General features: G+C 68.9%; 16 protein-coding genes and 2 pseudogenes. All 18 read left to right on the forward strand.

Features of this window, described 5'->3' with window-relative positions; genetic code table 11:
• Nucleotides 1–51: 51 nt before the first annotated feature.
• The 18 genes and pseudogenes from OR600_RS09595 to OR600_RS09670 all read left to right on the forward strand — a co-directional run bounded on the left by OR600_RS09595 (nt 52) and on the right by OR600_RS09670 (nt 13,218).
• Nucleotides 52–363 carry a helix-turn-helix domain-containing protein gene (locus OR600_RS09595; RefSeq protein ID WP_168354092.1) on the forward strand — a complete coding sequence of 104 codons (312 nt, stop codon included), beginning with the start codon at nt 52–54 and terminating at the stop codon, nt 361–363.
• Nucleotides 335–1,495, forward strand: coding sequence for a type II toxin-antitoxin system HipA family toxin (locus OR600_RS09600; RefSeq protein WP_265591117.1), 1,161 nt, complete (start codon nt 335–337; stop codon nt 1,493–1,495). Before OR600_RS09595 ends, OR600_RS09600 begins: the two co-directional genes overlap by 29 nt.
• A 172-nt stretch (nt 1,496–1,667) precedes the next feature.
• Entirely contained in the window at nt 1,668–1,991 is a 324-nt protein-coding gene (locus tag OR600_RS09605; protein WP_265591118.1) for a helix-turn-helix domain-containing protein, read from the forward strand.
• Nucleotides 1,985–2,173 (forward strand): annotated as a pseudogene (locus OR600_RS09990) (HipA N-terminal domain-containing protein); the annotation flags it as partial. The gene OR600_RS09605 and the pseudogene OR600_RS09990, both read left to right, overlap by 7 nt.
• 64 nt (nt 2,174–2,237) lie before the next feature.
• Entirely contained in the window at nt 2,238–3,236 is a 999-nt protein-coding gene (locus OR600_RS09610; RefSeq protein ID WP_265591119.1) for a HipA domain-containing protein, read from the forward strand.
• 441 nt (nt 3,237–3,677) lie between these two features.
• Nucleotides 3,678–4,292, forward strand: coding sequence for a hypothetical protein (locus tag OR600_RS09615; protein ID WP_135978578.1), 615 nt, complete (start codon nt 3,678–3,680; stop codon nt 4,290–4,292).
• Between the two features lie 50 nt (nt 4,293–4,342).
• Nucleotides 4,343–5,815, forward strand: a complete 1,473-nt coding sequence (locus OR600_RS09620; protein ID WP_265591120.1) for a DUF7168 domain-containing protein — start codon at nt 4,343–4,345, stop codon at nt 5,813–5,815.
• Nucleotides 5,816–6,113: 298 nt separating this feature from the next.
• The gene (locus tag OR600_RS09625; protein ID WP_265591121.1) at nt 6,114–6,611 is read left to right on the forward strand and encodes a hypothetical protein; all 498 of its coding nucleotides are present in this window, start codon (nt 6,114–6,116) and stop codon (nt 6,609–6,611) included.
• Nucleotides 6,598–6,852: a hypothetical protein gene (locus tag OR600_RS09630; RefSeq protein WP_265591122.1), complete on the forward strand. Its 255-nt coding sequence runs from the start codon at nt 6,598–6,600 to the stop codon at nt 6,850–6,852. Before OR600_RS09625 ends, OR600_RS09630 begins: the two co-directional genes overlap by 14 nt.
• On the forward strand, nt 6,849–7,073 hold the full coding sequence (locus tag OR600_RS09635; RefSeq protein WP_135978584.1) for a hypothetical protein: 225 nt from the start codon (nt 6,849–6,851) through the stop codon (nt 7,071–7,073). Before OR600_RS09630 ends, OR600_RS09635 begins: the two co-directional genes overlap by 4 nt.
• Before the next feature lie 177 nt (nt 7,074–7,250).
• Nucleotides 7,251–8,222: a zincin-like metallopeptidase domain-containing protein gene (locus tag OR600_RS09640; protein WP_135978585.1), complete on the forward strand. Its 972-nt coding sequence runs from the start codon at nt 7,251–7,253 to the stop codon at nt 8,220–8,222.
• A 590-nt stretch (nt 8,223–8,812) separates the two neighbouring features.
• Nucleotides 8,813–9,514 carry a YraN family protein gene (locus OR600_RS09645; protein ID WP_135978586.1) on the forward strand — a complete coding sequence of 234 codons (702 nt, stop codon included), beginning with the start codon at nt 8,813–8,815 and terminating at the stop codon, nt 9,512–9,514.
• Between the two features lie 33 nt (nt 9,515–9,547).
• Nucleotides 9,548–10,417 carry a hypothetical protein gene (locus OR600_RS09650; protein WP_265591123.1) on the forward strand — a complete coding sequence of 290 codons (870 nt, stop codon included), beginning with the start codon at nt 9,548–9,550 and terminating at the stop codon, nt 10,415–10,417.
• 267 nt (nt 10,418–10,684) lie between these two features.
• Nucleotides 10,685–11,293 carry a Lar family restriction alleviation protein gene (locus OR600_RS09655; RefSeq protein ID WP_135978588.1) on the forward strand — a complete coding sequence of 203 codons (609 nt, stop codon included), beginning with the start codon at nt 10,685–10,687 and terminating at the stop codon, nt 11,291–11,293.
• Nucleotides 11,294–11,295: 2 nt separating this feature from the next.
• The gene (locus OR600_RS09660) at nt 11,296–11,916 is read left to right on the forward strand and encodes a hypothetical protein (RefSeq protein ID WP_135978589.1); all 621 of its coding nucleotides are present in this window, start codon (nt 11,296–11,298) and stop codon (nt 11,914–11,916) included.
• A 42-nt stretch (nt 11,917–11,958) separates the two neighbouring features.
• Nucleotides 11,959–12,249: pseudogene (locus tag OR600_RS09995) on the forward strand (ArdC family protein); the annotation flags it as partial.
• A gap of 241 nt (nt 12,250–12,490) precedes the next feature.
• A complete protein-coding gene (locus OR600_RS09665; protein WP_168354095.1) occupies nt 12,491–12,946 on the forward strand; it encodes a zincin-like metallopeptidase domain-containing protein in 456 nt (151 codons plus the stop codon).
• A gap of 14 nt (nt 12,947–12,960) precedes the next feature.
• A complete protein-coding gene (locus OR600_RS09670; protein ID WP_168354073.1) occupies nt 12,961–13,218 on the forward strand; it encodes a hypothetical protein in 258 nt (85 codons plus the stop codon).
• Nucleotide 13,219 lies beyond the last annotated feature (1 nt).

The following is a 13,219-nucleotide window of genomic DNA, read 5'->3' on the forward strand; positions in this document are numbered from 1 at the left end:
CCAGATAAGTGCAACGCTACCGCTAAGAAACCAGCGATTCTGGAGCCCATGATGGCCACACCGCTCGAGATCATATCCGGAACGGCGACGCCCAGGAGGACCCTCGAGGCCCTCGGCTCCCGTGTCCGGGCACGGCGGTCCGCCCTCGGCCTCACCCAGGAGCAGCTGGCGGAGCGCAGCGGCGTCTCGGTGGCCACTCTGCGGAACCTCGAGCACCGCGGCAGGGCCACCCTGAAGACGGTCGTGGAGGTGGCCCGGGCCCTGGGCTGCGACAGCGACCTGGACGCCCTGTTCGCCAAGCCCGCGTACCGGACCATTGAGGAGGTGGTCGCCGATGGCACGGAGGGGAAACCCCGTCGCTGAGGCCCCGAAGACCGTTTCCGTCTCCCTGGAGGGGTCGCGGGTCGGTACGGCGGCCATGACACCCGACGGCCTCATGGCCTTCTCGTACGCCCCCTCCTGGATCGAGGAGGGGTTCTCGATCAGCCCCTTCAGCCTCCCGCTGGCCCCGGGGGTCCGGGTCGCCCCGCCGGACCCCCTGGAAGGCGTGTTCGGTGTCATCGACGACGCGATGCCGGACGGGTGGGGGAGGCTCCTGCTGGACAGGTCCCTGAGGATGCAGGGCGTGGACCCGAGGTCCGTCGGGGTGCTCGAGAGGCTCTGCCTCGTGGGCGACGGCGCCATGGGGGCCCTCTCGTTCGAACCGAGCCGGGAGTTGGCCGACACCATGGTCGCCGACATCGGCGACCTCGACCGCTTCCTGGGGGAGTGCCGCCGGATCCTCGACGACGAGCCCCTGGAGGACCCGGCCGACGTCGACAGGCTCAGGGCCCTCGCCGGCTCCTCCGGGGGCGCCCGACCCAAGGCCCTCGTCTCCATCGAAGGCGACCCGTGGATCGTCAAGTTCCCCACGGGGCAGGACGGACCGTCTGCGGGGGTCGAGGAGTATGCCTATATGGCCTGTGCCGCGGAATGTGGTCTGGACGTCCCCGAGACGCGCCTGCTCCCGTCGGAGGTGTGCCCCGGTTATTTCGCGGTCCGCCGTTTCGACCGCACGCCCGGTGGGGGACGGGTCCACATGGTGAGCGCCGGCGGCCTTCTCGAGGTCTCCCACCGGATCCCTGTCCTCGACTACGAGAACCTGTTCCAGCTGACCGACGCCCTCCGGTGCCCGGCGGGGGACCGCCTGCGGCTCTTCCGCCTGATGTGCTTCAACGTGTTCTCGGGAAACCTCGACGACCACGCGAAGAACTTCTCGTACCTGTGCCGCGAAGGTGCCTGGGAGCTGGCACCCGCCTACGACCTCACCCCCTCATGGAGGGCCTACGGCACCCAGGAGAGGGCCTGCACGGTGGCCGGGAAGGGCTCGGGAATCACCGTGTCCGACCTCGTGTCCGTGGCGGAGCCCTTCGACGTCCCTTGCGGCGACCTCGCTGCCGAGGCGGAGGCGATCCGGAGGGCGGTCCGGACGCTCAGGGGGACCGTCGGGTCCTAGACAGCGAAGCAGACGACGGGCGCTCCCCCGAAGGGCCCCGGGATTATCTCCCGGGGCCCTTCTTTCGCTGCAGGCCGCCGGCCCCTCCCTTGATGCCCCTCCCGATGTGCAATATCATGCCCATGGAGACTTGTGCATGATATTGCACATCCACCACGGACGGAGGTGTCCCATGGCCTTCAGATTGGCCCTGGCGATAGGGCTCGCCGTGAGGGAGGCCAGGGAGGAGCAGGGCCTCACCCAGGCCCGGCTGGCCGAGCTCGCCGGCGTCTCCCGTCGGCGCATCCTCGACCTCGAGGCGGGCCGGGCGGACGGGATGGCGATGGACAAGGCCGACCGCATCCTCAAGGCCCTGGGGCTCGCCGTGACCGTCGGGGCCGACGAAGGAGGACCTGCGGGCCCCTCCATCCAGGAGCTTCACGCCCGACGGCAGCAGGCACGCAGCGAGGCGATCGCCAGGATGCTCGAGGCGTCCGAGAAGGGGGCGCCATGGTAGCCAAGGCCCTCACTGCATGGCTCTACGGCACCCCCACGGCCGTCGTGGACCGCGACGGGCACGGCTTCATGAGACTCCGGTACGCCCCGGGATACGACGGCGTGCCGCTTTCGGTGCGTCTGCCCGTAAGGACGCCGCCTTACCTCGAGAAGGACCTAAAACCCTTCCTTGCCGGGCTCTTGCCGGACGACCGGGGGGGCAAGGGCGGCCACGGGCGAGGGCGAGGGGGTCGGCCCCGGAAACGTCATGGGGCTCCTGTCCCTCATGGGAAGGGACTGCCCGGAGGCCGTCTCCTTCCTCGGCGTGGGCGAGGACCCGGTTCCGAGGGCGTCCGACTACGTCGAGGTCGACGAGGGCGTTCTGGGACTCCGTCTCTCCGAGCTCATGGACAGGGGCGAGGCGTCCTGGCAGGCGAGGGCGGAGCACTGGTCCCTCGGGGGGGGGTTCCAGCCGAAAATCGCCCTCGCCTGCTTCGACGGACGCTGGTACTCCTGCGAGGGCGACGCGGCCACGACCCACATCCTTAAGCCGGGAATCAAGGGCAGGGCCTTCCAGTCCCTGGTCGAGCACGTGACCATGAGGGCATGCGCCCTCATGGGTGTCGAGGTCGCGAACACCGAGTACCTCGACGGGCTCGGTGCCGTCTGCATCGAGAGGTTCGACCGGGTCGTCCGGAGGCCCTTCGATGTCGTCCGGATCCACCAGGAGGACTTCTGCCAGGCGTGCGGGATCCTGCCGGAGAACAAGTACACGGAGAACCGGGGCCCCGTGGCCCCGGACATCGCTGCCGCCATAGACCGGTTCATTGATGACCCGGACACGGACAAGAAGGCCTTCTTCCTCATGGTCGTCGCGAACCACCTGCTGGGGGCACCCGACGGTCACGCCAAGAACTTCTCCCTCCTGGAGTATCCCGACGGAGGGGTTCGCCTGGCCCCGATGTACGACTGCGCGTCCGGGCTTCCCTACGACGGCCCGAGGGACCGCAGGGTCGCCATGGGCATAGGGGGCGTGAGCGCGGTGGGACGCCTGGGCATCGGGGCGGTGACGCGTATGGCCAAGGCGTGCGACCTGAACGGCGACTGGTGCGTCGCGAAGGTGTCCGACCTCTCGAAGGGGCTCCCCGATGCCGTCGCAACGGCCCTGAACGAGGTCTCCGGTGTGAGCGGGGCCGAGGAGCTTCGCATCCGCCTCTTGGACCCGGTCGCATTCGTGTGCGAGGCCACACTGGCGAGACTTCGCTAGGACCGGCTTCAATGTGCAACATCCTGCACAATCGTGTAAGTTACGCCGATAACTTACACGATTGCCGAGAAAGGTGGACGAAAGTCCCCCCCCCTTGCGGGCAGGGGAGGCGGGTCTGCCGCTCCGAGCTCGGCCCCCTGTCCGTGTCCCACCCGGCCGGGGGCCGTCCCTAGGCCGCCCCGCGGGACACCCGAACCAAGACATACGAAAAGGCACCCCGAGGGGCCCTGGGAAGAGAATCCCGGGGCCCCTCGCCGATGTCGCCTGCGGCCTCGGCCTCGACGGGGCCTGGATGGCCGGGCCGGTCGACGCCCCGGCCTCCCTGGCCCATCCTCGCCTCTCTCGCCCCGGCACCGGCAAGGGTCGCGCGCAAAGGCGCGCCCGGCAGTGCCCGCGGGGGCGGCCCACAGTGGGTGCGCCCGAGACGAGAGGGGGCATCCCATGGAAACGACCGTCGAGCGCACCGGCACCTTCGGCACCGTCACCGGCCGCACCGACCACGCAACCGACGTCCTGGCCGACATGGTCGCCGGCATCTGCGCCCGGGGGGACCGGGCGGTCCGCCGCCTCTGCGCCCACGTCGGGGCCCGCCTGGTGGACGGCTTCTGGGTCTACCTCGAGAACTTCGGCACCGGGCGCATCTGCACCCTGCCGTCCGTCGGTGGCTGGTACCTCTACGACTCGGTCCACGGCACCTACCTCGAGGTGGACCTGGACGGCGACGAGGTGCCGGTCCCCACTCCCCTTGACAGCTTCTGCGACCTGGACGCCGAGGGCTGCTCCGAGTGGAACCGCCTCGTCCCGACCCTCGCCTCCCTGGGGAGCGCCCTCGAGGCCGCCGAGGCCGACGCGTGGGGGCTCGACGAGGACGGCCTTCCCACCGACTCCTGGGACCGGTGGCTCGCCGACGTGGACGCCTACGGGTCCCTCTACCGCCTCGCCTGCGAGCGGGCCGTGAGGGCCGTGGTCGCCGCCTGCGACGGGGAGTGCGGCTTCTGGGACTCCGACGAGGGGGAGGCGGCCTGGGCCGAGGGCCTCGTCCCCGAGACCGCCTGAGGGGCCCTTCCCGAACGAGACACCCGCGACCGAACCTCAAGGAGGACATGATGGACCTTCTCGACCCCGCGGTGGGCTGGCCCGCCGGAAACCTCTCCTCGATCCTTGTGAAACCGCCCCAGCCGGGCCTCGTGGCGGGCCTCGTCGGGCGCGCCGCCGAGACACTCTCGGAGCGCATCGCCGAGGTGGCCGCGGAGGCCGCCTCCCTGGGCTTCACCGAGGATGGGGCCCTGCCCGCTCTCATGGAGGTGCCGGACTGGGACACGGCCTGCCACATGGCCGTAGTCGGCACCCTGGACCTCGACGACGGGCGCGCCCTTGCCTGCTGCGTGGTGGTCACCCCCGTGGACGACCCGAGCCGCGGCGCCTGCGTGCCCGTGGTGCTCGACGAGGACCGGAGCCGCATCCTGGGGCTTCCCGGCCCCTGGGTGGGCCCTGCCACGGAGGGGCCCGCGCGCTGGGGAGAGGGCCTCTCGGCCTTCGACTACGGCCTGGACGGGGGCGACGGCCTGCCGAGCGCGGCGGCCTATATCCGCTGCACCCAGGACGGCCCGGCGCTCGGCTGCGACGGGGAGGCCGGAGAGCTCATCGTCGCTGCGGCCGACCTGGCTCGGGCCCCGGGAGAGGTCGACCTGTCGGCGGGAGGCGAGCTCGGCCGTGAGGCGGTGCTCGCCCGCACGGCGGCCACGGCAAGGCTCTGGTCGGTGCTCGACGCCATGGTCTCAGACCTCCACACCCCGGCCCCCGAGGAGGGCACCCCCTGGGGCCCCCAGGCCTTCCTCGCAGAGCTCCCGGGAGAGATCCGCGAGGCCCTGGTCTGGGCGGCCACGGCCCGGTGGTGCTCCGAGGCGGGGGCCACAGAGGCGGAGGCTGTGGCTGCCGCTTTGGCCGCCCAGCGCCTCATGGTGGCCCACGACATCTCTGAGCGAGAACTTTGGGCAGAAGTGCCCGAGGTGATCGAAGAGATCTCTGTGGGCAGCGTCCGCATGGACTGGAAAAAGAGCCTTTTGAGCGTGGTCGCTCGCAGCTATCGCTGCTCATGCTATCTAAGCGGTGGCGGCAAGACCTTCCAGGGCATCTTTGTGGGTCGTTCCTCAGACGCCAGCGCGGCAAAGCTGGTTTTTGAGTCTCTGGCGAACCTTGGGCAGAAGCTTTCCAAGAAGGCAGGGGAGGCCCGCAAGCAGCAGGCTGCCCAGGCCCAGGCGAATCTCTATGTCCATGAGTCGCTGAAAGAGGACTATGTGAAGCGTTGGCTTAACCAAGAGGCAGCCAAAGCTCGCACGAGCTTTCTAGCGGGCTTTGTGTCGGGGGTTGCCAGTGTCCTGGACAAGCAGACCCGAGAGCTCCTTGTGCTGGTGCCCTCTGAGGTAGCCGACTATATGGACAACATGAATCTGACCTCTCACAAGCAACGCAAGAAGTCCTATAGCTGCGATGCCTACGAGCAAGGGCGCCTTGAGGGAGCCGCTGCGGTGGCTTCTGGGCGAGTGGAAGACGGACAAAACCCTTGCTTGGTAGCCTAGACACCGGTCGTGCCGCTGGACCGGAATCGGCTCTACAGCGGTGGATAGGGGTCCGGGCCGGCAGGCCCGGGCGGAAGGTCCTGTGGAACGCAACGAAAGTGCCGCACGGCCTTCGGCGTCATCGACGGCGAGATAGCCTCCGGCTAGGTCAGCGTCGACGTCCGCCGCTTCGGAACAGCCGAGGAACTTCTCGAGGCGGTCGACGTTCTGGATTGTTGGAGCTTTCGCAAGGTGACCGAGGAATGGATCCACACTGGCCCTGAGACCGGAGATGCGCCGGTCGGGGGGCACGGTCATCGTGGAGTTCGACGAAGGTCGCGTCCCCTGTGACCATGTAGACGTGACGCCGGACCACGAAACCCACCTGCAGACGGTGTGGCGCTGCTCGGCGTGTAGAAACGAGCACACCGAGCGTGCCGGCACCGAGGGTGTCGGTCGCGAATTCCGGTTCTGCCCGTGGTGCGGGCGTCCCATCGGGACCCGGGCGTCCGTGGTGAGAGACGGAGGTCCTCGCTCAGGCCCGGCCGAGGTCGTCGCCCGCGTCGAGGAGACTGTTCCCGTCTCCTGTGTTCAGCGCGGGTACCGGGGAAGCGGCCTGGTCCTCCTCGGCGACTTCGAGCTCATCGACGCCATCCCTGACCCGGGCACCTTCGACCCGTGGAACGACATCGACGACCTCGTGGCCGACGTCGCTGCCGTCGAGATTCCAGGGACGGACCCGGACCGTTCCTTCGAGGGGTGCGAGGTCCGCACCACCGTGGAGCTGATTGAAGGGGGTGACCATGGAACTGAGTGAGATCGTGTCAGCCGGCCTCTGGACCTACGACCCACTCCCAAAGGGGATCCTGTGGCTCTGCTTCAAGGACGGGGTCCCGGTGGCCACAGGCTCTGTGGCCTGCGACGAGTTCGGCCACCCCTTCAAGGTGGAGTGCGTCGAGTTCTTCGATGGCTGCATCACCCTGGTGGGCGACCGCAGCCACCGATGCCTCGAATACGGCGAGGCCGTCGAGCGGCCCCGCGGAAAGGAGCGGCCATGAGCGATCCCTTGGACCTTCGGGGGCTTACCGCAACGATGGTCCTCGGCAGCATCAAGGGGGCGGCCTCGGAGCTCGGCCGCGCCATGGCGCTCCTGCCGGAGCTCGGCCTTGAGCCGGAGGCGGAGGAGGCCGTCTCAGATACCCTGGCCAAGGCCATCGTCTACACCCTGAGTGCCAAGGCCAAGGTCGAGATGGACCCGTCCCTCGAAGACTGTCGGTGAGAGAGCCCATCGCAGACCTGCCCCACGGAACCCGGGCGAGTCCTCAGGACCCCGCTCGGGTTCCCCTTTTCTGCCTGCCCCGGCGGCCGGAGCCGCCGGCGGGATCCCCCGCGAGGGTCCGCGTCGGGCCCGTCCGGGCACTGACGCCCGCCTCAGGAAGACCGGAAGGGGATTGCGATGGCTGATGAGAAGCTCGACGCCATGAGGGAGGCCCTCGTGGCAAGGCTCCTGGAGGACATGGACGCCCTGGGGGCCAACTGGGTCAGGCCCTGGGTCTCCCAGGCGCCCCAGAACCCCTCCACGGGCACGGTCTACCAGGGCCGCAACGCCCTCATCCTCGGCTTCGTGATCCGCTCCGAGGGCTACGGGGACCCGCGCTTCATGACCTTCCGCCAGGCCCAGAAGATGGGCCTCAAGGTCGCCAAGGGATGCCACGGGTGGCCCGTGGAGCGCTGGGGCGAGGTGTTCTTCCACAAAGAGAAGACCGGCCGGATCCCCCAGCCCAGGAGCGTCACCGAGCGCGAGCGCTACCGCAGGGACCCCGAGATCGGCAGCAAGGTGCTCCCCATCGGCCACTACACCGTCTTTAACGGCGCGGACATCGTAGGGCTCGACCCCTTCTGCGCCCCGGACACCATGGCAGATACCGAGGCCAGAAGGACCCTCGTGGAGGGTTGCCCCTGCAAGCTCAGAATCCTTGCCACGGACAACGCCTGCTATTTGCCCAAGTTCGACCGCATCGAGATGCCACTCGCCGCCTCCTTCACCGATGAGGGCGCATTCCTTCGCTGCCTCCTCCACGAGGAGGTCCACGCCACTGGCGCCGAGGGGCGCCTGAATCGCCCCGGCGTCGTCTCCGGCGAGGGTATGGGGTCTGCGTCCTACGCCTTCGAGGAGCTCGTGGCGGAGTTCGGCAGCGTGTTTGCCGCGAGCCGTCTCGGCATCGGCCTTGGGGAGCTTGCCGCGGCCGACCTCCAGCGAGACGGCGCCTGGGAGAACCACGGTGCCTACCTCAAAGGCTGGCTCCAGGCGCTGTCGCCCGAGGAGCGCCCCCGCTCCCTCATGGCCGCCGCCACTCAGGCGGGACGGGCCGCCGACTGGCTTTGGGAACACTGCTTCTCCAAGGGCGAGGCAGGAAAATCGGCCTGAGGGAGATACGAGAGACATCTAAAACCAAGAAAAGGAGCCGACAAAGATGGTCCTCTTGACGACCAAGGTGAAGAACGCCTTCAAGCGCTTCCACCCGGAACTGGCCTGTGTGGACCTCAAGAACACATCCGTGAACGGGGCAAAAAGAGGCTGATCCGGCTTTGTCACCGACGGCAACGGTTGGGTTTATCTGAACGCGAATGTGTCGTCTTTCGACGGAAAGGACGAAGTGGCCCTGTACCGCGGCTGTGACGGCCCTTCGGATTTCCGCGGAAAGACAAACCTGTACTGTAAACGAGCCCCCGATGTCCTGGCTGAAGCGGTGGCCAAAGAACTGCGAAGGATGGCCGCCCGATGCAACCGCGTCTCTTCGCAGTCTTAGAGGTGCTTCGAAACGCCGACGACAGGAAAAGAGGGAACTTCGTCACGTTCCGCAGGGACGTGTGGATTGAAACCCCTACAAGAACGAGACCACTGTCTGCACCTGGGAGGAGCTCTCGGAACACGTCCGGGAGACCATGCTCCGGGACGACCTCGAGCCAAACTCCTGAACCGCAACTTTCAAAAACCTAAGGAAGAGGGAGGTGGCCATGGCCACCGTGCTCAGCCATGACCTCGCTCGCGCCATGGGGGAGATTCGCCCCGACATCGTGGCGGGAAACCTTGCCGACACCTACCGGGGCGACGATGCCCGGGGCTGCTCCGGGCTCCTCACCGACAGGGTGAGCTGGGTCTTCGTGGATACCGTGCCCGAGGACGCCCAAGGTGCCTTCGCCGACGCCTACGGCCCCGTCGCCGTGTGCCACCGGGTGGCGGGACCCGATGACCCGACCCCGAAGGGCCCGGACACCTTCTGCCGGGTGACGCCGGAGGCCATCGCCCGAGCCGCCTCGGACCTCATCGACGACGGGACCCGGGCCACGGCCGTGAACCTCGCCGTCTCCTACCTCGGGCGCCGTGGCTACCGCGTCCTGGAACGCGACTGGGTGTGTGCCGCCGGCACCGTCGACATCGTGGCCGTAGACCCCGACGGCGCCCTCGTCCTTATGTCGATACGCCACCGGGTGGCCCCGGGGGCCACAGACCATGAGCAGCTGGGGACCGTCGCCGTGGAGGCCGAGGAGCGCCGTGCCATGCGCAAGTGCTGCCTCCATCGCCTCGTGGAGGAGCGCGAAGGCGGCGACCAACCCTGGGAGTCCACCCGCTTCGACGTCCTGGGACTCACCTTCACGGGCGGCCCCGACGTGCGCCTGCGCCATCTCGTCGGCGCGGTGTCCTGGGACTCCGACTGACAAGACAAACCTCAAGGGATTGGAGCCACACCCATGATCCACGGAGAGCTTCGCGACGTGAACGTGCCCGTCGTGGTTTTCGACCCAACCCAGGGACTCGTCTACTTCGGGTGCCCGAGCGACCAGGCCGAGACCGAGACCGGCGACGAGCTCATCCTCGGCATGGCCGAGTACGGCCCCGAGGGCGTCATCGCAAACGACTGGGACAACCCAGCCTTCTGGGGCATGGGGGACGACCTGCTCGGTGCCATCGCCGCCGGAAGCCTCTACGACTTCCCCGATGGCGTTGACCTGAACCTGTGCCACGTCTTCCCAACGGACGACCCGCCTGTGGACTCCCGGGACCTCGCCGAGATGGCCGAGGTCGCCGACTGGATCGCCTGCGTGGAAGAGCAGGGAGCCTCCGCAGCGCCCCGGCGCGACGGCCTCGACGCCCCCCGCGTCGTCGCCACGCCTCCGGGGGAGGGAAGCTGCCTTGGCGACCTCCTGGCCCACGCCGGTTTCGACGACGTCTGCGAGATGGACCCCGACGCCACCGAGGACGACATCTCCGTCCTCGAGCTGGCGGCTCGCACCTTCCGCCCGGCCGACACGGCCTCCCTAGACGCCGTTCTCTGTGCCGCCTACGGAGGACATCGCGGGGGAGGGGAGTACGCTCCCACCATCTTCCGCGCCCAGGCCTTGGCATCGGCTCTCGTGGCCATGAGGGGGGCGAGGCCCTGCTTCAGGCGGCACTTCGAGTCTCCGGACGAGATGGTGCCCGCGCACAGCTGGATCGGCTTCCATGTCCGTGGGGGGCGCGTGAACGGCCGCTGCGGCTGGATGTCGATCGAGGACGCCGCCATGGCCCGCGGTGCCTGCGACGAAGGCGACATCGTGAGGGCCTGCATGGAGGCGGCCTAGGAGGCCGCGGAGGGGCCCCGCACGGGTCCGTGGCGGAGCCCGGCGACACCGGACGTCGCGTGGAGGAGTCGGTGCCATCGCGTCTGAAGGCGAACCCAGGGAGATCCCCTAAGATGTACACGAGCCTCTTGCTTAGAGCTTGGGGCCTGGCCTGCCTCGGAGCCCGCAATCCGGGGCCTTTCCCTTTCACCCCCAGAATCCCCCCTCGCGAAAGGCCCCGTCGGACACCCCGGCGGGGCCTTCGCGTACCTGTCGAAAGGAGATCCCATGGCCGTCTTCAAGTACGTCGAGGAGGGTTTCGTCTGCTACCTCTTCTGCGACCGCCCCGAGGTGAACTCCCCCGAGGCGTTCCGCGGCCTCTGCCGCGAGGTCTTCGCGAAGGCCTGCCCGGTGACCGTCGGGACCACCTTCGGGGTCGGCCTCCTGACAGCCCTCACCGACGACCCCGCGGAGAACCTCGCGAGGTTCGCGGGGATCGACGGCGGGGACCGCGAGGACTTCCTCGGGGAGTACCCCGAGAGGGTCCGAGAGGCCCTTAGGCAGGCGGGGGTCTCCCTCGAGAACCTCGGCTATTACTACCACCCCGACGAGGTGGACGAGGCCGCGGCCGCAGAGCGAGACCGCTTCTCCGAGGTCCACAGGGACGCCGTCGTGGTCGAGGACTTCGACCTCACGGACCTCCGCCGGTGCCCATTCTGCGGGGCCCCCGCGAGGGTCTACAGAGACCGTGACAGCGTCCTTGGGGGCATCACGGTGGCCGTGGAGTGCTCCTACGACATGTGCGCGGCCCGGATAGGGCTGCTCACCACGGAGGCCGGGGTGGACGTCGCCGTGACCGACGTGGTGAGCGCCTGGAACCGCAGGGCGGGGGAGTGACCATGACAACGTTTCGCTACACGAGGTCGGGATATGAGGCGTACTTCCTGGTCGAGGGCCGGCCGGTCACGACCGCATCGGACTTCCGCGAACTCTGCCGCGAGGTCTACTCCCGGGCGTGCCCGGTGACGGTGGGCACCGTCTTCTCCGTGGGCCTCGCCCCGGCCCTCGTGGGCGAGGCCGCCGAGACCCTGGCCGAGCGGGTATGGCCCGACGACGAGGACGCCCAGAAGGACTTCATGGACCTCTACCCGGCCCGGGTGGCCGAGGCCCTCGCCCAGGAGGGGGTGAGGGTCACCTGCCTCGGATGGATGGGCCCTGTCGGCCCCTTCGAGGAGGACCTGCCGTTCCTGGACCGGATGCCTCCCGAGCCCACGGTCACCACCGTCGAGGACTTCGAGCTCACCGACCTCGCCCCCTGCGGTTTCTGCCACTGCGACGCCCGGGTCGAGGAGACCTACGACCCGGATCTCGAGAGGACCCGCATCGACGTGGCCTGCGCCAACGACGAGTGCGGGGCGCAGGTCACCGTCACGACGCCCCAGGACTGCCCCTACGACGTGGAGATGTCCGCCAGGGAGCAGGCCGTGGATGCCTGGAACCAGTGGCAGGGGAGGGGCTGACCCCCGCACCGACCATCCCGACAACCCATGAAGGAGGTCCCCATGGCAGACGCCAAGCTCGACGCCGCCCGCAGGGAGCTCGCGGCCCAGATCGCGGCCGACATCGACGCCCTGGGCGCCAACTGGGTGCGCCCCTGGGTCTCCCAGGCGCCCCGGAACCCGCTGTCCGGTACCGTCTACAAGGGGCGCAACGCCCTGCTGCTCACCTACGTTATCCGCAAGCACCGCTTCTCGGACCCCCGGTTCATGACCTTCACCCAGGCCCGGAAGGCCGGCCTCATGGTCCGCCGCGGCGCCCACGGCTTTCCCGTGGAGCGGTGGCAGGAGGTCTTCTTCCTGAAGGCCGATCCCAAGGAGCCCGTGGCCCAGCCCAAGGGGGCCCGGGAGAGGGCGGCCATGTGGAAGGATCCCCGCTACGGCACCCGGGTGGTGCCCGTGGGCCACTACACCGTCTTTAACGCCGGCGACATCGAGGGCGTCGAGCCGTTCCTTGTGGAGGCGACCCCCGAGAACCCCGAGGTCATGGACCTCCTCGTGGACCACGGCCCGTGCCCCGTGGACACGGTGGTGAGCAATGGGGCCTTCTACGAGCCGGGCCGCGACCGCATCACGGTGCCCCCCGGCGGCGACCTTCTCCTCCGAGGGGGCGTTCTTCCGGACGCTGCTCCACGAGGAGTGCCACGCCACCGGGGCCGAGGGCCGCCTCGGTCGCCCCGCCGTGTGCGAACGGGTCAAGGTGACTTACGAAGACATCGCCCGGGAGGAGCTCGTGGCGGAGCTCGGCAGCGTGTTCGCGGCCAGCAGGCTCTCAATCGACCTTTCCGAGCTCACCGCGGCGGACCTGGCCGAAGGGGGCCGGTGGGCGGAGCACGGGGCCTACCTCAAGGGGTGGCTTGCCGCCTTCGACGAGGGCGACCGCGCCGACGCCCTCATGACCGCCGCCACGGCGGCGGGCAGGGCCTCGGACTGGCTCTTCGACCACTGCTTCTCCGAGGCGGGAAACGGGGGCGCCGAGGCGGGGGCCGCCTGAAGGGGAGGGAAGCGTTGAGATACTACGTCAACTACCGCGAGTCCGATGAGAAAGGCGAGCTCTGGAGGAACACGTGGCACCGGGCCCTGAAGACCCGCCGGGGCACCGAGGCGTGGCTCAAGCGCCACGGTTACGTGGCCACCGACGACCCGAACACCTGGCACGGCACGGAGTGGCCGTACACCAACGATGCCACCGTGTACGCCTGGGACGAGCTCCCCGACCACGTCAAGGACCTCATGGCCCGCGAGGACCTGGGTCCCGACTCATGAG

This window comes from Granulimonas faecalis, assembly GCF_022834715.1.
GTDB classification, from domain to species: domain Bacteria; phylum Actinomycetota; class Coriobacteriia; order Coriobacteriales; family Atopobiaceae; genus Granulimonas; species Granulimonas faecalis.